This is a genomic window from Burkholderia cepacia complex sp. TUM26381 (assembly GCF_057439935.1).
Window position 1 is genome coordinate 224,625 of the sequence record NZ_CM172006.1, and the last position, 20,220, is coordinate 244,844.

Sequence of the window (20,220 nt, forward strand, 5' to 3'; positions counted from 1 at the left end):
CCGTAGTGCATCGGCGCGCCCCGTCCCGCGGGGTTCCCGATGCGCCCAATTCCCGTTCCCGTCCGGTTTCCCCGTGCGCGCCGCGTCCCGGCGGCGCGGCGCGATCCTGCGCCGGATTGACACTTCGCCACACTCAGCAGGCATACTACGCGTCAGCAGCAACGTAGCGTCATTCGTACGATTCATAAGTTGGCTGACGGCGCGGACCCGACGGCGGCGCCGCCGGCAACGAAGCCAGTCCCTTGGGGGGGAACGTGAAGCTGAAACGCTTGGGCTGGACCGTCGCGCATGCGACGGCTGCAATGGGTGTGCTGTGGGCCGTCCACGCACACGCGGAACTGGGTGGCGCACCGATGTCGCCGCCGGCGGACGACCAGGGCGCAACCGTGCGCGCGCTGCAGCGCGCGATGCGGTCGGCAGACGGCGTGCAGGCGAGCACCGCCAGCTATACCGTCCGCGAAATCACGCTCGGATCGGGCACCGTCATCCACGAATACACGTCGGCCGCCGGCAGCGTGTTCGGCCTCGCGTGGCGCGGGCCGACGATGCCGGACCTCGCGTCGCTGCTCGGCAGCTATTTCCCGCAATACACCGCCGGCGTTCAGGCCGCCCACAAGGCGCGCGGCTGGCGCGCGCCGGTGGCCGTCGACACGAGCGGCCTCGTGATCCGGACGGGCGGCCACATGGGCGCCTTCTCGGGCCAGGCATGGCTGCCGGCGGCGCTGCCTGCCGGCCTGGCCGGCACCGACATCCAGTGACAGCGGGAGAGCGATCTTGAGCATTCATCGTACATTCAAGCGCTGGCTCGGCGTGCTGGGCCTCGCAGCGGCGACGGCCGTGCTCGTGACGGCCTGCGGCGGCAGCGGCAACGGCAACAACTCGGGCAACAACGGCAACAGCGGATCCGACGGCAACAGCGGGAACACGGCCGTCATCACGGTCGGCACCGGCGTTGCGAACGTGATCAACATCCCGACCATCAGCGTGAAGGTCTGCGCGCCGGGCACGTCGAACTGCCAGGTGGTCAGCAACGTGCTCGTCGATACCGCGTCGTACGGGCTGCGGCTCGTCGGCAGCGCGGTGTCGGGCGTGCTCGGCAACCTGCCGCAGGTGACGAGCGGCGGCGCACCGGTGGCCGAGTGCGGCAAGTTCGTGTCGAGCTACACGTGGGGGTCGGTGCGCACGGTCGATCTGTCGATCGGCACCGAGCAGGCGACGTCGCTGCCCGTGCAGATCATCGGCGACCTCGGGACGACGAACGTGCCGAGCTCGTGCACGAACGGCGGCGCGTCGGCCAACTCGGCGAGCGCGCTCGGCGCGAACGGGATCCTCGGCATCGGGCCGGCACCGTACGACTGCGGCACGACCTGCGCGACGTCGACGTCGTCGAGCAACAACTACTACGCGTGCCCGAACGGCAGCAACGCGAATTGCGCCGTCACGCTCGTGCCGCTGGCGCAGCAGGTGGCCAACCCGGTGCATCGTTTCGCGAACAGCGACGGCGTGAGCGTGCAGATGCCTGACATTTCGCCCAATGGGCAGGCGAATGCGACCGGCACGCTGACGTTCGGCCTGCCGAACCTGAGCGGGAAGACGGTGATGACGTCGACCACGACGGGTGACGTCAGCGCGACGTTCCAGGGGCGCAACGTGACCGCGTTCTTCGATACGGGCTCGAACGCGTATTTCTTCAACGATTCGGCGCAGACGGTCTGTTCGCGGAACACGGAGTTCTACTGCCCGGCGTCCGCGACGACCTATTCGGCGACGCTGAGCGGCCAGAACGGCGTGTCGGGCGTCGTATCGATGCCGGTCGCGAACGCCGATTCGCTGTTCTCGAACCCGTCGACGTTCGCGTTCAGCAACATCGCGGGCCCGTTCGGTTCGTCGAGCTGGCTCGACATCGGCATGCCGCACTTCTACGGCAAGACGATCTACTTCGGGATGGACAAGACCGCGAGCGGCGGTGCACAGCCGTTCGTCGCGTTCTGACGACGCGGCGCGGCCGCAGGCAGGAACAAAGGGGGCGATCGATCGCCCCCTTTTTTTATCCAGCCGCCGTGCGTGCGCCTCGAGCGGATTGCCGCCATGCGCCGGCGCAGCGCCTACGATGTAAGACCGGCACCGGTGCCGGCACGATATCGAGGAGACAGCGCCATGAGCCCGCGCATACAACGCATCACGCCGTTCCTGTGGTTCGACAGCGACGCCGAGGTCGCGGCCGGTTTCTACGTGTCGGTGTTCGACAACGCGCGCATCGTGCACGTGGCGCGCTACGGCAAGGCCGGCGCGCACGCTTCCGGGAACGCCGAGGGCGCGGTGATGACCGTCGCGTTCGAGCTTGACGGGCAGGCGTTCGTCGCGCTGAACGGCGGCCCGGTGTTCCAGATCACGCCGGCCGTCTCGTTCGTCGTCAACTGCCGCGACCAGGACGAGATCGACCGCTACTGGGCGCGCCTGTCCGAAGGCGGCGACGAGCGCGCGCAGCAGTGCGGCTGGCTGCGCGACCGTTTCGGCGTGTCGTGGCAGGTCGTGCCCGCGCAGATGGCCGAACTGATGACCGGCGACGCGGCGCGCGCCGAGCGCGTGATGGCGCAGGTCATGACGATGAAGAAGCTCGATCTCGCCGCACTGCAGCGGGCGGCGGCCGGCTAGGCGCCGGCCGGGGCTGGCCGGCGCGCGTCAGGCCGCGCGAACCCGTTCCGGCGGTTCGCCGCGCGTCTCGGCCCAGCGGAACGGGCGAACGACGGAGCCGCGCGGGATCCGGTGGCGATCGGGAATGGCGCAGGGCGGCGCGCCGCGCGCATGGGCGCATTGCCGGCCAGTTAATCGAATGCCGTGCGCTCGCGGCGATTATCGCCGGTGCCGGTTTTCATTCGGTTGTAATCAAACGCTGGATTATCGAGGTCGCGGTTTCTGTCAGGTCTTCAAGATTATTAAAATGACGTGGCATGCAAGCCTGCAGCGCTGCATTATGCTGCAGCAGCCTTTCCCGCGTCGCGCCGGCGTGTCGTGCGAACGGCCTGGCGCGCCGGCCCGCACGCGAAAAGAATTGGAATCCGGGGAAATTCAAACATATAATTCCGGCGTTGTTTCCGGGGTGCCAATATAAAACAGGAGGGTAATAAGATGGGTTTTTCCGAAGCCGTTCGTACCGTACTCAATAAATACGCGACATTCGAAGGCCGTGCGCGTCGTGCCGAATACTGGTATTTCACGCTGCTGAGCGTCATTCTTTCGATCGTGGCCCAGGTCATCGGCGCGGGTGGCCGTGATGGGGGGCTGATCACGCTGCTGCTGCTCGGCATCCTCTGCCTGGTTTCGCTGGCGCTGCTCATTCCGGGCATCGCGGTCAGCGTCCGCCGCCTGCACGATACGGGCCGTTCGGGCTGGTTCCTGCTGATTGCGCTGATTCCGATCGTCGGCGGCATCCTGCTGCTCGTGTGGATGTGCTCGCGCGGCACCGAAGGCCCGAACCGCTTCGGCGCGGATCCGATCCCGGCGGCCTGACCGACGCCTGCCCCGGCGCGCGGCCGTCGCGCCGGGGCCTGAACGTCCCGCCTGTCGTTTCACCGTTTCTCCGCCTCCCGCCGTCGCCGTCCCGCCCGGGACCGACACCTCGCCATTGCGCCGACCGGCACGTTTTTCCGCCGCGCCGCGCGTCGTTCCGCCCCCGATCCAGCCGCGTTTGCGGCGGCTCGCCCGATTCCCCGAAATACCCCCCTTTCCCGGCTTTGCTCGACCGATCGGCGTTTGACGCCTCCATGAATAATCGGTGTCACTGGAAAGCGGCATTCCGCCGTACCCGACTGGAGGCCCCGTGGCAGACGAGAGCGATCTCGACAAGACCGAAGCCGCCACTCCCAGGCGCCGCGAGAAGGCGCGCGAGGAGGGGCAGGTCGCGCGTTCGCGCGAGCTGGCTTCGTTCGCGCTGCTCGCGGCCGGGTTCTACGGCGCATGGCTGCTCGCGGGCCCGTCGGGCGCACATCTGCAGGCGATGCTGCGCGGCGCGTTCACGTTCGATCGTGCGACCGCGTTCGACACGAACCGGATGCTGTCGGCCGCCGGCAGCGCGAGCCTCGAAGGCTTCGCCGCGCTGATGCCGATTCTCGCGCTCACCGGCGTCGCCGCCCTGCTCGCGCCGATGGCGCTTGGCGGCTGGCTGATTTCGCAAAAGACGTTCGAGCTGAAGTTCGACCGCCTGAACCCGATCTCGGGCCTCGGCCGGATCTTCTCGATCCAGGGGCCGATCCAGCTCGGGATGTCGCTCGCGAAGACGCTGGTCGTCGGTCTGGTCGGCGGCATCGCGATCTGGCGCAGCAAGGACGAACTGCTCGGCCTCGCGACGCAGCCGCTCGGCGCCGCGCTGCCCGATGCGCTGCATCTGGTCGCCGTGTGCTGCGGCACGACGGTCGCCGGGATGCTGGTGGTCGCCGCGCTCGATGTGCCTTACCAAATCTGGCAGTACAACAAGAAGTTGCGCATGACGAAGGAAGAAGTGAAGCGCGAGCATCGCGAGAACGAAGGCGATCCGCACGTGAAGGGGCGGATCCGCCAGCAGCAGCGCGCGATCGCGCGCCGCCGGATGATGGCGGCCGTGCCGAAGGCCGACGTGGTCGTCACGAACCCGACGCACTTCGCCGTCGCGCTGCAATACACGGACGGCGAGATGCGCGCGCCGAAGGTCGTCGCGAAGGGCGTGAACCTCGTCGCCGCGCGCATCCGCGAACTCGCGGCCGAACACAACGTGCCGCTGCTCGAAGCGCCGCCGCTCGCGCGTGCGCTGTATCACAACGTCGAACTCGAGCGCGAGATCCCCGGCACGCTGTACTCGGCCGTCGCCGAAGTGCTCGCGTGGGTCTACCAGCTCAAGCGCTTCCGTTCGGAAGGCGGCGCGTTCCCGGCGGTGCCGGTCGATCTCGACGTGCCGGCCGAACTCGACAAGGGCACGTCGGTGGCCGCCGAAGACGAACGCGAAGAAGCCGAAGACACGCTCGGCAAGCAAGGAGCCTCCCGGTGATTAGCCCCCACGCTCACATGCTTGGCATGGGACCGGAGTACGCGCTGAAGCGCTACGCCGGATCGACACGTTCGCGGCTGTCCGAGGGGGCGGCTGCCGTCCACGGCCGGCTTTGCAAAGCCGGCCGGCTGCGCGGGCGCGGAGCGATGCTCCGCGAATTCCCCGCTACGCCCCTTGGGTCGGCCCGGAGGGAGGTGGCATGAGCACCCCGACCGGCCTGTTCGCGAAGCGCCCGAACCTGCTGGCAGGCACGAACCTGCGCGCGCTCGCGGGCCCGATCCTCATCTGCATGATCCTGGGGATGATGATCCTGCCGCTGCCGCCGCTGCTGCTGGATCTGTTGTTCACGTTCAACATCGCGCTGTCGGTGATGGTGCTGCTCGTCAGCATGTACACGATGAAGCCGCTCGACTTCGCGGCGTTCCCGAGCGTGCTGCTGTTCTCGACGCTGCTGCGCCTGTCGCTGAACGTCGCGTCGACGCGCGTCGTGCTGCTCGAGGGCCACACGGGCCCCGATGCGGCCGGCCAGGTGATCGAGGCGTTCGGCCACTTCCTCGTCGGCGGCAACTTCGCGGTCGGCATCGTCGTGTTCGTGATCCTGATGATCATCAACTTCATGGTGATCACGAAGGGCGCGGGGCGGATCGCCGAAGTGTCCGCGCGCTTCACGCTCGATGCGATGCCCGGCAAGCAGATGGCGATCGACGCCGACCTGAACGCGGGCCTCATCAACGAGGAACAGGCCCGCAAGCGCCGCCAGGCCGTGTCGCAGGAGGCCGAGTTCTACGGGTCGATGGACGGCGCGTCGAAGTTCGTGCGCGGCGACGCGATCGCCGGCCTGATCATCATGGCGATCAACGTGATCGGCGGGCTGATCGTCGGGATGGTCCAGCACGACATGAGCTTCGCGGCGGCCGGCACGAACTACACGCTGCTGACGATCGGCGACGGCCTCGTCGCACAGATCCCGTCGCTCGTGATCTCGACCGCGGCCGGCGTGATCGTGTCGCGCGTCGCGACCGACGAGGACATCGGCACGCAGATCACCGGCCAGCTGTTCACGAACCCGCGCGTGCTGGCGATCACCGGCGTGATCATCGTGATCATGGGGCTGATCCCCGGGATGCCGCATTTCGCGTTCCTCGGGCTCGGCGGCGGCGCGATCTGGCTGGCCCGCACGCAGACCAAGCGCGCGGCGGCCCGCAAGGCGGCCGGCGACGTGAGCGACATCGCACCGCCCGCCGTGCTGCCGTCCGACAGCCACGAGGCGACCTGGGACGACGTGCAGCTGATCGACCCGCTCGGCCTCGAAGTCGGCTACCGGCTGATCCCGCTCGTCGACAAGAACAGCGACGGCGAGCTGCTCAAGCGGATCAAGAGCATCCGCAAGAAATTCGCGCAGGAAATCGGCTTCCTGCCGCCGGTGATCCATATCCGCGACAACCTCGAACTGCGGCCGAACGCATACCGGATCGCGCTGAAGGGCGTCGAGATCGGCGTCGGCGAAGTGTTCCCGGGCCAGTGGCTCGCGATCAACCCGGGCCAGGTGACGGCCGCGCTGCCGGGCGCCGTCACGCAGGATCCCGCGTTCGGGCTGCCGGCCGTGTGGATCGACGTCGCGCTGCGCGAGCAGGCGCAGGTGTACGGCTACACGGTGGTCGACGCGAGCACGGTCGTCGCGACGCACCTGAACCATCTCGTCGTCCAGCACGCGGCCGAGCTGCTCGGCCGCCAGGAAGTGCAGGCGCTCGTCGAGCGCACCGGCAAGGACGCACCGTCGCTCGTCGAGGACCTCGTGCCGAAGACGATCTCGCTGACGACGCTGCAGAAGGTGCTGCAGAACCTGCTCGAGGAAGGCGTGCCGATCCGCGACATGCGCACGATCCTCGAGGCCGTGTCCGAGCATGCGGGCCGCGGCGATGCGTTCGAGATCACGGCCGCCGTGCGGCTCGCGCTCGGCCGCGCGATCACGCAGCAGTGGTATCCGGGCGCCGGCGAAATGCAGGTGATGGGCCTCGACGCGAATCTGGAGCGCGTGCTGTCGCAGGCGCTCGCCACCGGCGCGAACCCGGGCCTCGAACCCGGCCTCGCGCACAACCTTCTGACCGGCACGCAGCAAGCGATGCTGCGTCAACAAAATCTTGGGCTGCCGCCCGTGCTGCTCGTGCAGCACGCGCTGCGCGCGATGCTCGCGCGTTTCCTGCGCCGCAGCCTGCCGCAATTGAAAGTGCTGTCGTATGCCGAAGTGCCGGACACACGCACGATCAAAGTCGTTAACGTCATCGGGGGTTCCGCTTGAACATTCGCAAATTCACCGGCGCAACGAGCCGCGACGCACTTCGTCTCGTGCGCGAGGCACTCGGCGCCGACGCGGTCGTGCTGTCGAACCGCACGCTCGATGACGGCAGCGTCGAAATCGTTGCACTCGCCGATTCGGACCTCGCCGCGGTGGCGCCCCCCGCCGCCCGCCCGCGCCTCGCCACGCCGCGCCTGCCGGAATCCGTGCCGGCGGCCGCCGTGCCGGGCATCGTGTCGCGCCCGGGCGCCGTCCCGGCTCGCCCGGCCATCAATCCGTACGCGGCCGGCGAAGGCGGGCTGCCGGACGTGTTCTCGTCCGTGTTCGGCGCGAGCGCTGACGCGGAAGAGCTGGACGCGCATCCTTCGCTGCCCGACGCGGACGCGGCATCGCCGTCGATCGCCGCGCCAGCCGCCGGAGCGCCGGCCGCCGGAGCGCCGGCCGCCGCTTCCGAACCCGCGCCGTGGCTGGTCGAGCACGCGAAGCGCCTGACGCAGCAGCGCGACGCGCTGATCGCGCGTGCGCAGGCGCCTGCCGCGCCGCAGCCCGCACCCGCGCCGCAGGCCGCCGCCAGCACGACGCCGCCCGACTGGGCGCGCGACATCGTGCGCGACGCCGAGCGCCGGATCCCGGCCGCCGCGACTCGCACGCCCGACACGGGCGCCACGTCCGCTGCCAAGGCGGCCGAACGCGCGCGCCTGTCCGCCGATGCGGCCGCCGCGGTGGCCGATGCGGTGAAGTCGCGCATCGAGCGGATCGTCAACGACACGGTGATGCAGGAGCTCGGCGCGCTGCGCGGGATGATGGAAGAGCAGTTCGACAGCCTGAGGTGGCACGACCGCCAGCGTCGCAGCGCCGTGCATGGCGCGCTGACGAAGCACCTGTTTGCGGCCGGCTTCTCCGCGCAGCTCGTGCGGATGCTGGTCGACAACCTGCCGTCCGGCGACGGCGCGCAGACTTTCGAGCAGGCCGCCGAATGGGCGCAGTCGGTGCTCGCGTCGAACCTGCCGGTGCTCGACAGCGAGGATGCGCTGATGGAGCGCGGCGGCGTGTTCGCGCTGATGGGGCCGACGGGCGTCGGCAAGACGACGACCACGGCGAAGCTGGCCGCGCGCTGCGTGATGCGCTTCGGCGCGAGCAAGGTCGCGCTGCTGACCACCGACAGCTACCGGATCGGCGGCCACGAGCAGCTGCGCATCTTCGGCAAGATCCTCGGCGTGCCGGTCCACGCGGTGAAGGATGCGGGCGATCTCGCGCTCGCGCTGTCCGAACTGCGCAACAAGCACATCGTGCTGATCGACACGATCGGGATGAGCCAGCGCGATCGCGCGGTGTCCGACCAGATCGCGATGCTGCACGGCGCGAACACTCCGGTGCAGCGCCTGCTGCTGCTGAACGCGACGAGCCACGGCGACACGCTCAACGAAGTCGTGCAGGCGTACCGCAGCGCGGGCGAGCATCCGCATGCGGCATCCCCGGACCTCGCCGGCTGCATCCTCACGAAGCTCGACGAGGCGACCCACCTCGGCGGCGTGCTCGATACGGTGATCCGCTACAAGCTGCCGATCCACTACGTGTCGACCGGCCAGAAGGTGCCGGAGAACCTGTACGTCGCGTCGACCAAATTCCTGCTGAAGAGCGCGTTCTGTGTGCCGCGCGACGGCTCGCCCTTCGTGCCGCAGGACGAGGACATGCCGACGCTGCTGTCCGCATTGACCGCACGTTCCACTGCCGAGCTGCACGAGGTGCGATTTGGATAAACGGATCATCGATCAGGCCGAAGGGCTGCGGCGCCTGCTCGCCGGGCGCGCGTCGCGCATCGTCGCGGTGACGGGCGGGCCGGCGGGTGTCGGCTGCACGTCCACCATCGTGAACCTCGCGGCGGCGCTCGCATCGCTCGGCAAGGACGTGCTCGTCGTCGACGAACGTGCCGACGTGCACTCGGCCAGCGCGACGCTGGCCGGCGCATGGCTGCGCGACGGCGAACGCACGCGGGTGGCGGCCGGCTTCGGCCTGTGCGCCGCCGCGCGGCTCGCGCGGGCCGGCTACAGCGACGCGCAGCTGAGCGATTTCATCGACGGCCCGGCCGATATCGTCCTCGTCGACGCGCAGCTCGGCGCCGACGGTTCGTTCTCGGCGCTCGCCCGCGAAGCGCACGACGTGCTGGTCGTCACGCGGGTCGCCGCGCAGGCGATCACCGAGGCGTACGCGTGCATGAAGCGGCTGCATTTCGCGCATGCGTTCGCGCAGTTCCGCGTGCTGACCAATCACGTCGGCAGCCATGCGGACGCGAAGACCGCCTTCGACAACCTCGCGGGCGTCGCGAGCCGCTACCTGACCGTGTCGATCGCCGACGCGGGTTGCGTGAGCGCCGATCCGCTCGTCGAGCATGCGCGCGAACTGACGCATGCGGTGGTCGATGCGTTCCCGTCGTCGGCCGCCGCGCGCGACTACCGGCAGATTGCCGCGGACCTGCTGTACTGGCCGATGCGCCCGCGTTCGGGTGCGGGTCGCGCCGTCCACGCGGGTGGCAAGCCGTCGTATGAGGCGGGCGCGGCACACGCCGCGTGAGCGCCTAAGGAGAGAGCCATGATGTACAACGCTCAAGGAAAGATGTCCCAGGCCGACGTGCTCGCGCAATACGCGCCGCTCGTGCGCCGCCTCGGGCTGCAGCTCGTCGCGAAGATGCCGGCGAGCGTCGATCTCGACGACCTGATCCAGGCTGGCATGATCGGCCTGATGGACGCGGCCGGCCGCTACAAGGAAGACCAGGGCGCGCAGTTCGAGACCTACGCGACGCAGCGCATCCGCGGCGCGATGCTCGACGAGCTGCGCAGCAACGACTGGCTGCCGCGCAGCCTGCGCAAGACGTCGCGCGAGGTCGAGCACGCGGTGCACCAGGTCGAGCAGCATCTCGGCCGCTCGGCGAGCGAGACCGAGATCGCGGAACACCTGAACATGCCGCTCGACGAATACCAGGGGATGCTGCAGGACCTGCACGGTAGCCAGCTCATCTACTACGAGGATTTCGACCGCGCGGCCGACGACGAGCCGTTCCTCGACCGTTATCGTGTCGATCACGCCGATCCGCTGTCGGCGCTGCTCGACGAGCACCTGCGCGAGGCCCTCGTCGAGGCGATCGAGCGGCTGCCGGAGCGCGAGAAGCTGCTGATGTCGCTGTACTACGAACGGGGTCTGAATCTGCGCGAGATCGGCGCGGTGCTCGAAGTGAGCGAGTCGCGCGTGTGCCAGCTGCACAGCCAGGCCGTCGCGCGCCTGCGTGCGCGGCTGCGCGAACAGGCGTGGGTCGGCGCGGAATCCTGACCCTTTGCTGACGGCCGCGCGCGCCGACGCCGCGCGCTCGTGCCAGGGTTGCGCGGTGCTTGCGCATTCCGCGCGCCGATTTGCTACAATCCCCTCCGTTTTCCGAGGAGCGTTGCGACGGACATCTGTGTCCGCCAGGCTCGGAAGGCTTCACCAAGCAGCCGTGCGGCGATGTCGCGCCGGCCCCGCTTCCTGAACGGCGCTCACGTCACCAATCTAGAAACTTTTTAGAAAGGAGGGCGTGATGAACGCCATTATCGATTCCAAGGCTTCCCACGATTACGTCGTCGCCGACATGGCGCTGGCCGGCTGGGGCCGCAAGGAACTCAACATCGCCGAGACCGAAATGCCGGGCCTCGTGCAGATCCGCGACGAATACAAGGCAGAGCAGCCGCTGAAGGGCGCGCGCATTGCCGGTTCGCTGCACATGACGATCCAGACGGGCGTGCTGATCGAGACGCTGAAGGCGCTCGGCGCGGACGTCCGCTGGGCGTCGTGCAACATCTTCTCGACGCAGGATCACGCTGCGGCCGCGATCGTCGAAGCCGGCACGCCGGTGTTCGCGTTCAAGGGCGAATCGCTCGACGAATACTGGGAGTTCTCGCACCGCATCTTCGAATGGCCGAACGGCGAATTCGCGAACATGATCCTGGACGACGGCGGCGACGCAACGCTGCTGCTGATCCTCGGCTCGAAGGCCGAGAAGGACCGTTCGGTGATCGCGAAGCCGACCAACGAGGAAGAAGTCGCGCTGTACAAGTCGATCGCGAAGCACCTCGACATCGACGCGACCTGGTACTCGAAGCGCCTCGCGCACATCAAGGGCGTGACCGAGGAAACCACGACCGGCGTGCACCGCCTGTACCAGATGGAAAAGGACGGCCGCCTGCCGTTCCCGGCGTTCAACGTGAACGATTCGGTCACGAAGTCGAAGTTCGACAACCTGTACGGCTGTCGCGAATCGCTGGTCGACGGCATCAAGCGCGCGACCGACGTGATGATCGCGGGCAAGGTAGCGGTCGTCGCGGGCTACGGCGACGTGGGCAAGGGCTGCGCGCAGTCGCTGCGCGGCCTCGGCGCGACCGTGTGGGTCACCGAAATCGATCCGATCTGCGCGCTGCAGGCGGCGATGGAAGGCTACCGCGTCGTGACGATGGAATACGCAGCCGACAAGGCCGACATCTTCGTGACGGCCACCGGCAACTTCCACGTGATCGGCCATGACCACATGAAGGCGATGCGCCACAACGCGATCGTCTGCAACATCGGTCACTTCGATTCGGAAATCGACGTTGCGTCGACTCGCCAGTACCAGTGGGAAAACATCAAGCCGCAGGTCGACCACATCATTTTCCCGGACGGCAAGCGCGTGATCCTGCTGGCGGAAGGCCGCCTCGTGAACCTCGGCTGCGCGACCGGCCACCCGTCGTTCGTGATGTCGAACTCGTTCGCGAACCAGACGCTCGCGCAGATCGAGCTGTTCGTGCGCGGCAACGAGTACGAGAACAAGGTGTACGTGCTGCCGAAGCATCTCGATGAAAAGGTCGCGCGCCTGCACCTCGCGCGCATCGGCGCGAACCTGTCCGTGCTGTCGGACGAGCAGGCTTCGTACATCGGCGTGCAGAAGGACGGCCCGTTCAAGCCGAACCACTACCGCTACTGATGTACGGCCGCCGCCGTGCCGTGCACGCCCCGCTGCGGGGCGTGCGGCGCGGCGGCGGCGATTGATCGTACCGATCGACCACCGAACCGGAGCACTCCATGAGCGTCATCCTCACCTGGGTCATCAACGCGCTCGCGCTGCTGATCATCACGTACCTCGTGCCGTCGATCCACATCAAGAGCTTCGGCACCGCGCTGATCATCGCGGTCGTGCTCGGGCTGATCAACACGGTGATCCGCCCGGTGCTGATCCTGCTGACGCTGCCCGTCACGATCGTCACGCTCGGGGTGTTCATCCTCGTCGTGAACGCGTTGTGCTTCTGGTTCGCGTCGTCGCTGCTGAAGGGCTTCGAGGTGTCGGGGTTCTGGTCCGCGTTCTTCGGTTCGATCCTGTACAGCATCGTGTCGTGGCTGCTGTCCGCCCTGATCTTCGGCCAGCGCGACATCGGCTGAGGGCGGGCGGGCGCAGGCCCAACCCCATCGAATCATGAAACCGATCGAACTCTCGTTTGAATTCTTCCCGCCGAAGACGGCGGACGGTGTCGAAAAGCTGCGCGCGACCCGTGCGCAGCTGCTGCCGCTGAAGCCGAAATTCGTCTCCGTGACGTTCGGCGCCGGCGGTTCGACGCAGCAGGGCACGCTCGATACCGTGCTCGACATGCAAAAGGACGGCCTCGAGGCCGCGCCGCACCTGTCGTGCATCGGCTCGTCGCGCGACAGCCTGCGTGCGATCCTCGACCAGTATCGCTCGCACGGCATCCGGCACATCGTCGCGCTGCGCGGCGACCTGCCGTCGGGGATGGGCGAGGTGGGCGAGCTGCGCTATGCGTCCGAGCTCGTCAGCTTCATCCGCGCCGAGCATGGCGACTGGTTTCACATCGAAGTCGCCGGCTATCCGGAGTACCACCCGCAATCGCGCTCGCCGAAGGCCGATCTCGAGAATTTCGCGCGCAAGGTGAAAGCCGGCGCGAATTCCGCGATCACGCAGTATTTCTTCAACGCGGACGCGTATTTCCGCTTCGTCGACGATGCGCGCAAGCTGGGCGTGGACGTGCCGATCGTGCCGGGCATCATGCCGATCACGAACTTCTCGCAACTGATGCGCTTCTCCGAGATGTGCGGCGCCGAAGTGCCGCGCTGGGTCGCGCGCCGGCTCGAAAGCTTCGGCGACGATCGCGAGTCGATCCGCGCGTTCGGCGCGGACGTCGTCACGGGCCTGTGCCAGCGCCTGATCGATGCGGGCGTGCCGGGTCTGCACTTCTATACGCTGAACGCAGCGACCGCCACGCGGACGATCTGCGAACGGCTCGTCGTGTAAGCGCGGTCACGCGGTTGCATGCGCAAAAGCCCCGCCGGGTTCGCCGGCGGGGCTTTTTTTATCGTGACGCGTGACGCGTGACGCGTGGTGCGTGGTGCGTGGCGCAGGCGCGTGCGCGCGTCAGCGCTGCGCCTGCATCAGCGGCGGGCGGCGGTCGAACCACGGCCGCGCTTGTTCGAGCTGCCGTGCAAGCCTGAGCAGCAGCGCTTCGTCGGCATGACGCGCAGCGAACTGCACGCCGATCGGCAGCCCGCGCGCATTCCAGTAGAGCGGCACCGACATCGCCGGCTGGCCGGTCAGGTTGAACAGCTCGGTGCAGCCGGCCCACGCGAACGCCTTCTCCGACGACCTTGCGAGCATTTCCTTCAGCAGCGGCTTCACCGGCAACGCGGCGAGCAGCTTCATCTGCGCGGATTCGAACGGCGTCGGCTGCAGCTCGCCGATCTTCACCGGCGGCGCCGCGAGCGACGCGCACAGGATCGCGTCGTAGCGCGACACGAGGCCGGAAACCTGCACGGTCAGCTGACGCTGCCATTCGAGTACGTCCGGCAGGCGCGTGCGCGCGAGGCGCCGGCCGACCACCGCCATTGCCCAGGTCGCGGCCTCGAATTCGCCGCGTCGCGGCGTGCGGCCGGTCAGTTCGCGTGCGCCGAGCACCATTTCCTCGGCGATCGTCGCCCACAGCGTGAGGAAGGTTTCGGCCGCGCGCGCGTAGTCGACATGCAGCGTCGCCGGTTCGACGTGATGGCCGAGCGATTCGAGCAGTGCGGCCGCATCGTCGAGCGCCGCGCGCGTGTCGTCGGCGAGTGCCGGCGCGAGCATCGGATCGACGACGAGGCCGATCCGCAGCGGGCCGGGCGGCGTGTCGAGTGCGCCGAGGAACGTGCCGGGCGCGCCGTGCGGCAGCGTCTGGCCGGTTGTCACGTCGAGCAGCAGCGCGCTGTCGCGCACGCTGCGCGATACCGCATGCTGGACGACGAGCTCGCCGTTCGACGGCAGGTCGACGAGCACCGGGTTGCGGCTCGGTTTCAGGCCGAACAGCCCGCAGCACGATGCGGGGATGCGGATCGAGCCGCCGCCGTCGGACGCATGCGCGAGCGGCACGATGCCGGCCGCGACGGCTGCCGCCGCGCCGCCGCTCGAGCCGCCGGGTGTGTGGTCGAGATTCCACGGGTTGCGGCACGCGCCGAACAGCTCGGGTTCGGTGTACGGCATCTGGCCGATTTCCGACGTGTTGGTCTTGCCGAACACGTTCAGGCCCGCCGCGCGGCTGCGCGCGATCACCGGCGAATCGTCGGCCGGCACGAAGTAGCGGTAGTGCCGGCTGCCCATCGACAGCGGCAGCCCGGCCACCGCCGCGCCGAGATCCTTGACGAGATACGGGACGCCCGCGAACGGCGCATCGGCGCCGGATTCCGTTGCGGCGGTCGCGCGCTGGCGCGCGGCTTCGTAGTCCTGCAGCACGATCGCGTTGATCGCGCTATTGACCGCCTCGGCCTGGCCGATCGCGGCGTCGAGCAGTTCGCGCGGGCTCGCCTGGCGGTCGCGCACGAGCGCCGCGAGGCCGATCGCGTCGTGCGCGAGATAGTCCGAGTGCATCGCAGTCACCCCCGTTGTGACGCGTGGCGATGATGGGAGCATAACGCGGACCCGGCGCACCGGGCCCGCAGCCGGGCGCTTTTTACAGGTGCTCGGCGAGGAACGTCAGCGTGCGGCCGTGTGCGAGCGCCGCTGCGCGCTGGTGGTACGACGCGCGGTCCGTGCAGTTGAAGCCGTGCTCGGCGCCCGGATAAACGTGGAAGGACGCGTGGCCGTGGCCGGCGAACGCGGCCTTCACCTGGTCGACGGCCGTGAGCGGGATCCCGTGGTCGTTTTCCGCGTAGTGGAACAGGATCGGCTGCGTGACCTTGTCGGCGAGGTCGAGTGCATTCTGGATGCCGCCGCCGTAATAGGACACCGCCGCGTCGAGCTTGCCGGTCGCGGCCGCACGGTACGCGAGCTGGCCGCCGAAGCAGTAGCCGATCGCGGCGACCTTGCCGGCCACTTCGGGGCGTGCACGCAACGCGTCGGCTGCCGCGCCGATGTCGGCAACCGCGAGACCCACGTCGGTCTTCTTCATCAGTTCGATGCCCTTGTCGCGATCCGCGCCTTCGTAGGTCAGCTCGACGCGCGGCTGCGTGCGCCAGAACACGTCCGGCGCGAGCGCGACGAAGCCGTCGGACGCGTACTGGTCGGCGACCGCACGGATGTGCGAGTTCACGCCGAAGATCTCCTGGATGATGATGACGGCTGGGCCCGTGCCGCGCTTGGGCAGCGCGAGATAGCCGCCGAAGCTGTCGTTACCGGTCGGGATGTCGATCCATTGGGCAGTCACGTTCTGAACTCCTGGCGAACGGGATGCGCGATGCGCACCCCGGGGTGAAAGAGGGCGGCCTAGTGTGCCACCAATCGTCGGGTGATGCAGGGCGCGCGCCCGCTTCTCGCGCAGCGATCGTTTCGATCTCGATTATTCATTTTTCGGCGCTGCGCCGCTTCGATAGAGTCGATGTGCCGGCCTTTACAAAGCGCTTTCGCGCATCGTCATCGAAGGATTCGCCATGTCTGCCCGTCAGTTTTCCACCCCCTTTTCCGAACGCTTCGGCCTGCGCCTGCCGCTCGTGCAGGCGCCGATGGTCGGCGCGACCACGACCGCGATGGTCGCCGCCGCATCGAACGCCGGCGCGCTCGGCAGCCTCGGCGCCGCCGCCTTCGCGCCCGAGCGCCTCGCCACCGAAGTCGACGCCATTCGCGCGGCGACCGATCGCCCGTTCGCGGTCAACCTGTTCGTGCTGCCGGACGCCGCGCCCGATGCGGCGACCGTCGCGCGCGCATTGGCGGCGATCGACCCGCTGAACGCGGCGCTCGGCTTGCCGCCGGGTACGGCGCCTGCCCGCTACGCGCCCGATTTTCGCGCGCAGCTCGATGCACTCGTCGCATTGCGCGTGCCGGTCGCGAGCTTCACGTTCGGCGTGCTCGACGCGGCCGACGTCGCGCGGCTGAAGGCGGCCGGCACCTATGTGATCGGCACCGCGACGCACGTGGCCGAAGGGCTCGCGTGGCAGGCGGCCGGCGCCGACGCGCTGTCCGCGCAGGGTGCCGAGGCGGGCGGCCATCGCGGCACGTTCATCGGTTCCGCCGACGATGCGCTGATCGGCACGCTCGCGCTCGTGCCGCAGCTCGTCGATGCGACCGGCCTGCCCGTGCTCGCCGCGGGCGGCATCATGGACGGCCGCGGGATCGCGGCCGCGCTCGCGCTCGGCGCGCAGGGCGCCCAGCTCGGCACCGCGTTTCTCACCTGTGCGGAAAGCGCGATCGCGGCAGACTGGAAGGCGCGCCTGCTCGCGAGCACCGATACGTCGACGCAGGTCACGCGTGCGATCACCGGCCGCCATGCGCGCGGGCTGCGCAACACGCTGATGGCGCGGCTCGGCGAACACGTGGCCGTCGTCGCACCGTACCCGGTGCAGAACGCGCTGACCCAGCCGCTGCGCCAGGCCGCCGCGCGTGCGAACGACGGCGACTACCTGTCGCTGTGGGCCGGGCAGGGCGCGCCGCTCGCGCGGCGGCGCGGCGATGCGCTGACGACGTCGCAACTCGTCGCCGCGCTCGATGCCGAATGGCGCGCAACGGCCGCTTGAATCGTTCATATCGGACGACGAAACGCGCGTGTTGTCACGCGCGTTTCATTCAATGATCCCGGGCACAAAATACCGAATCGAAATGCCCCGGGAATCTTTTAAAACGACCTTTCGGCGGGTCGCCCTGAATTAGCGGAAACCCTTATCCGGCGGGGCTTGCGGCGATATTCGAGTGGTTGCTCCAAAGTGCGCATATCAGTAGTGTTACCACTACCCCAAAAAAGTCCCACAAATTAATTTGATCACCTACACTTGCGCGCAAGTACGGACGGGTGGCTGCTAAAAGCGGCTGTTTTCACGTGCTTGAGGCCAAGTGCATGAACGATGCAACCGGCGAATCGTCCAGTGATTGCAAACACAGGGATGGCAGCGGGGCACCGGGCGATGGCGTTTATTGGGACCGAAACTGGAGACTTACATGAATATCAAGATGCAAAAGCTGTTGCCGATCACCGCCGCGGCGATGCTGTGCGTTGCAGCTGCAAGCAACGCGGCCGCCGATCAAGTCGTCAAGATCGGCCACGTCGCGCCCTTGACGGGCGGTATTGCACACCTGGGCAAGGACAACGAAAACGGCGCACGTCTCGCAGTCGAGGAGATCAACGCGAAGGGTCTCACGGTCGGCGGCCAGAAGATCACGCTGCAACTCGACCCGCAGGATGACGCCGCCGACCCGCGGCAGGCCACGCAGGTTGCGCAGAAGCTCGTCGACGACAAGGTCGTCGCGGTGGTCGGCCACCTGAACTCGGGCACGTCGATCCCGGCCTCGAAGATCTACAGCGATGCGGGCATCGTACAGATCTCGCCGTCGGCGACCAACCCGGCGTACACGCAGCAAGGCTTCAAGACCACGTACCGCGTGGTCGCGACCGATGCGCAGCAGGGCCCGGCACTGGCGAACTACGCGCACTCGAAGGGCATCAAGAGCGTGGCGGTGGTCGACGATTCGACCGCCTACGGCCAGGGTCTCGCGAACGAGTTCGAGAAGAAGGCGAAGGCGCTCGGCCTGAAGGTGATGTCGCATGACGCGACGAACGACAAGGCGGTCGACTTCCGCGCGATTCTGACCAAGATCAAGGGCGAGAATCCGGACGCGATCATGTACGGCGGCATGGACGCCACCGGCGGCCCGTTCGCGAAACAGGCGAAGCAGCTCGGCCTGCGCGCGAAGATCTTCGCAGGCGACGGCGTGTGCACGGAAAAGCTGGCCGACCTGGCTGGCGATGCGACCGACAACGTCGTGTGCTCGGAAGCCGGTGCGTCGCTCGAGAAGATGCCGGGCGGCGGCGCGTTCAAGGCGAAGTACGAGAAGCGTTTCGGCCAGCCGATCCAGATCTACGCACCGTTCACGTATGACGCCGTGTACATCATCGCCGATGCGATGAAGCGCGCGAACTCGACGGACCCGGCGAAGATCCTCGCGGCCATGCCGGCGACGAACTACACGGGCGTGATCGGCACGACGACCTTCGACTCGAAGGGCGACCTGCAGCACGGCGTGATCTCGCTGTACAACTACAAGGGCGGCAAGAAGTCGCTGCTCGACGAAGTGAAGATGTAACGCAACAAGCGGTCAACAGAAGGGGTGAAAGCGCGCATGCGGCAACGCATGCGCGCTTTCTTTTTGGCCGTTCGGGCCGGCGTGGGCCGGGTGGTCAGATCTTCAGGTGCGCGAGCACCTTCGGCGCGATGGCCGCAACGAGCGCCGCGCACAGCGCGACGACCGACAGGCCGATCGTCAGGTTCGCGGCCTGCGCGACCGCACCGATCACGACCGGACCGAACAGCAGTCCGAAATACGCGAGCCCGGCCACGTGCGCGAGCCCTTCGGCCGCGTGGATGCCCTTCACGCGCGCGGCGGCCGCGAACAGCACGGGCATCATGTTGGCCAGGCCGAGGCCCATCAGCGTGAAGCCGGTCAGCACCGCGACCGGATTCGGCAGCAGCAGCGCGCCGATCATCCCCGCGCATGCGAGCGACGCGCTCGCGAACACGAGCTGCGGCGCGCCGAAGCGCGCACGCACGGCGTCGCCCGCGAAGCGGGCGATGGCCATCCCGCCCGAGAACGCCGCATACGCGACGCTCGCGAGCGCAGGGCTCGCCGCAACGACGTCGCGCATGTAGACCGTCGCCCAGTCGTACATCGCGCCTTCGGCGATCAGTGCAATCAGCGCGATGCCGCCGAGCATCCACAGTGCGGGCGAGCGCCAGCGGTTGCCGCCGCCGTGCGCCTGTTCGTGGTGCGGCACATGCGGCAGCACGGCCGGGCCTGCGGCCACGAGCACCGCGGCGCTCACCGCCGCCGCGAGCGCGAGATGCGCGGCCGGCGCCATGCCGGCCGACAGCAGCGCGCCGCCGGCCGCTGCGCCCGACATCCCGCCGATGCTGAACATCCCGTGCAGCGACGACATGATCGGCTTGCCGAGCGCGATCTCGACCGCGCTGGCCTCGGCGTTCATCGCGACGTCGAGCGTCGCCATCGAAAAGCCGAACAGCGCGAGCACCGCGAGCAGCATCCAGTAATCGGGCACGACGAGGATCAGCGCCGCGCACGCGGACATCACGAGCCCGCCGGCGAGGCACGCGGTGCGCGAGCCGACGCGGGCGATCCAGCGCGCGATGGTCAGCATCGCGGCGATCGAGCCGCCGGCGACCGCGAACAGCGCGATCGACAGCAGGCCGGGGCTCAGCGCGAACTTGTCGCGCACGGTCGGTACATGCACGCCCCATGACGCGTACATCATGCCGGCGACGAAGAACAGCGCCATCGACGCGGTGCGCGCCCGCTGGCGGGCCGGCAGCGGCAGCACGCGGTGCGCGTCGGGCGGCGCGGCGAACGGGGACGACGATTCGGGAGAGGAGGATTCGGACACGGGAAGGCTCGTCAAAAAATGCACGGACGCGCGCGGCGCCCGCCGGAATC

At 68.3% G+C, this 20,220-nt stretch carries 17 protein-coding genes and 1 riboswitch; of the genes, 14 read left to right on the forward strand and 3 right to left on the reverse strand.

Features of this window, described 5'->3' with window-relative positions:
- The first annotated feature begins 254 nt into the window (after positions 1-254).
- From ACWMMN_RS01050 to metF, 12 genes are all read left to right on the forward strand, one after another.
- Positions 255-758, forward strand: a complete 504-nt coding sequence (locus tag ACWMMN_RS01050; RefSeq protein WP_059232695.1) for a DUF2844 domain-containing protein — start codon at positions 255-257, stop codon at positions 756-758.
- 16 nt (positions 759-774) lie between these two features.
- Positions 775-1,992, forward strand: coding sequence for a DUF3443 family protein (locus tag ACWMMN_RS01055; RefSeq protein ID WP_486422907.1), 1,218 nt, complete (start codon positions 775-777; stop codon positions 1,990-1,992).
- Positions 1,993-2,157: 165 nt separating this feature from the next.
- Positions 2,158-2,655 (forward strand): VOC family protein, encoded by a 498-nt coding sequence (locus tag ACWMMN_RS01060; RefSeq protein WP_486422908.1) that lies wholly within the window; start codon positions 2,158-2,160, stop codon positions 2,653-2,655.
- 474 nt (positions 2,656-3,129) lie between these two features.
- Entirely contained in the window at positions 3,130-3,510 is a 381-nt protein-coding gene (locus tag ACWMMN_RS01065; RefSeq protein WP_059232692.1) for a DUF805 domain-containing protein, read from the forward strand.
- A 310-nt stretch (positions 3,511-3,820) separates the two neighbouring features.
- Positions 3,821-5,020, forward strand: a complete 1,200-nt coding sequence (gene flhB / locus ACWMMN_RS01070; RefSeq protein WP_059232691.1) for a flagellar biosynthesis protein FlhB — start codon at positions 3,821-3,823, stop codon at positions 5,018-5,020.
- Between the two features lie 199 nt (positions 5,021-5,219).
- Positions 5,220-7,319 (forward strand): flagellar biosynthesis protein FlhA, encoded by a 2,100-nt coding sequence (gene flhA / locus ACWMMN_RS01075; protein WP_059232690.1) that lies wholly within the window; start codon positions 5,220-5,222, stop codon positions 7,317-7,319.
- Positions 7,316-9,076 (forward strand): flagellar biosynthesis GTPase FlhF, encoded by a 1,761-nt coding sequence (gene flhF, locus ACWMMN_RS01080; RefSeq protein WP_486422909.1) that lies wholly within the window; start codon positions 7,316-7,318, stop codon positions 9,074-9,076. The genes flhA and flhF overlap by 4 nt, the downstream gene beginning before the upstream one ends.
- Positions 9,069-9,887 (forward strand): nucleotide-binding protein, encoded by an 819-nt coding sequence (locus tag ACWMMN_RS01085; protein ID WP_059232688.1) that lies wholly within the window; start codon positions 9,069-9,071, stop codon positions 9,885-9,887. The genes flhF and ACWMMN_RS01085 overlap by 8 nt, the downstream gene beginning before the upstream one ends.
- 18 nt (positions 9,888-9,905) lie before the next feature.
- Complete coding sequence (locus tag ACWMMN_RS01090; protein WP_059232687.1) at positions 9,906-10,640, forward strand: RNA polymerase sigma factor FliA; 735 nt, start codon at positions 9,906-9,908, stop codon at positions 10,638-10,640.
- A gap of 98 nt (positions 10,641-10,738) precedes the next feature.
- A riboswitch (S-adenosyl-L-homocysteine riboswitch) is annotated at positions 10,739-10,852 on the forward strand.
- 32 nt (positions 10,853-10,884) lie between these two features.
- Positions 10,885-12,303, forward strand: a complete 1,419-nt coding sequence (gene ahcY, locus ACWMMN_RS01095) for an adenosylhomocysteinase (RefSeq protein ID WP_059232686.1) — start codon at positions 10,885-10,887, stop codon at positions 12,301-12,303.
- Positions 12,304-12,401: 98 nt separating this feature from the next.
- Positions 12,402-12,755: a phage holin family protein gene (locus ACWMMN_RS01100; RefSeq protein WP_006477367.1), complete on the forward strand. Its 354-nt coding sequence runs from the start codon at positions 12,402-12,404 to the stop codon at positions 12,753-12,755.
- Positions 12,756-12,789: 34 nt separating this feature from the next.
- Entirely contained in the window at positions 12,790-13,620 is an 831-nt protein-coding gene (metF, locus tag ACWMMN_RS01105; protein ID WP_059232685.1) for a methylenetetrahydrofolate reductase [NAD(P)H], read from the forward strand.
- Between the two features lie 120 nt (positions 13,621-13,740).
- Here the strand turns inward: metF and ACWMMN_RS01110 are convergent, their stop codons facing one another.
- Both ACWMMN_RS01110 and ACWMMN_RS01115 read right to left on the reverse strand, forming a co-directional pair.
- Positions 13,741-15,219, reverse strand: a complete 1,479-nt coding sequence (locus ACWMMN_RS01110) for an amidase (protein WP_174994495.1) — start codon at positions 15,217-15,219, stop codon at positions 13,741-13,743.
- A gap of 82 nt (positions 15,220-15,301) precedes the next feature.
- Positions 15,302-15,994 carry a dienelactone hydrolase family protein gene (locus ACWMMN_RS01115; protein ID WP_059232683.1) on the reverse strand — a complete coding sequence of 231 codons (693 nt, stop codon included), beginning with the start codon at positions 15,992-15,994 and terminating at the stop codon, positions 15,302-15,304.
- 223 nt (positions 15,995-16,217) lie between these two features.
- Here ACWMMN_RS01115 and ACWMMN_RS01120 point away from each other — a divergent pair, with 223 nt between their 5' ends.
- Both ACWMMN_RS01120 and ACWMMN_RS01125 read left to right on the forward strand, forming a co-directional pair.
- The gene (locus ACWMMN_RS01120; RefSeq protein WP_486422910.1) at positions 16,218-17,297 is read left to right on the forward strand and encodes an NAD(P)H-dependent flavin oxidoreductase; all 1,080 of its coding nucleotides are present in this window, start codon (positions 16,218-16,220) and stop codon (positions 17,295-17,297) included.
- 418 nt (positions 17,298-17,715) lie between these two features.
- A complete protein-coding gene (locus ACWMMN_RS01125) occupies positions 17,716-18,858 on the forward strand; it encodes a branched-chain amino acid ABC transporter substrate-binding protein (RefSeq protein ID WP_059232681.1) in 1,143 nt (380 codons plus the stop codon).
- A gap of 94 nt (positions 18,859-18,952) precedes the next feature.
- Here ACWMMN_RS01125 and ACWMMN_RS01130 read toward each other — a convergent pair whose 3' ends face one another.
- On the reverse strand, positions 18,953-20,170 hold the full coding sequence (locus ACWMMN_RS01130) for an MFS transporter (RefSeq protein WP_486422911.1): 1,218 nt from the start codon (positions 20,168-20,170) through the stop codon (positions 18,953-18,955).
- Between the last annotated feature and the right edge of the window lie 50 nt (positions 20,171-20,220).